The sequence below is a fragment of the Micromonospora sp. ALFpr18c genome (assembly GCF_008868155.1).
Classification (GTDB): Bacteria; Actinomycetota; Actinomycetes; order Mycobacteriales; family Micromonosporaceae; genus Micromonospora.
In genome coordinates this window covers 1-498 of sequence record NZ_WBKR01000489.1, presented here as the reverse complement: position 1 = coordinate 498, position 498 = coordinate 1, and the positions used below count along the sequence as shown (strand labels likewise).

1 protein-coding gene is annotated in these 498 nt (G+C 68.7%); it reads left to right on the top strand.

The window, feature by feature from the left end; genetic code table 11:
• Nucleotides 1-239: 239 nt before the first annotated feature.
• Nucleotides 240-498 (top strand): transposase family protein (locus tag F8271_RS33955; protein WP_255473778.1); only part of this gene is annotated, 259 nt, incomplete at its 3' end.

Genomic DNA, 498 nt, shown 5'->3' with positions numbered 1-498 from the left:
TGTGGAGGCGGATGAAGCGGGTGAAGCCCTCAAGGTGATCATGGAGTTCTTGACGCTGCACGACCACCGAGGAACTCCACCCGCCGATGACATCATCTCTGATCTCCGCACTGACCGTGACAACCCCCGGCTCCGACACGCTCTCACCGCCGGTCACTGATAGTGAACACGCCGGGCTCATCGAAGCCCTGGGCCGGATCCCGGACCCGCGTAACCCCCACGGGACCCGGTATCCCCTTGTGGCGCTGCTGACCGTCGCGGTCTGCGCGGTCCTGGCCGGTGCCACCTCGTTTGCCGCGATCGTCGACTGGCTGTATGACCTCGACGAGACCGACCAGCGGCGGCTCGGGTTCACCCGGGGCGTGCCCGCCGGCACGACGATGTGGCGGCTGTTGACCCGCCTCGACGCGGCCCTGCTCAGCGCTGTTCTGGCCGGCTGGCTGCGGTCGCGGACACCGCCGGCACCCGCCCGACCGCGCCGCTACCGGACAGTGATAG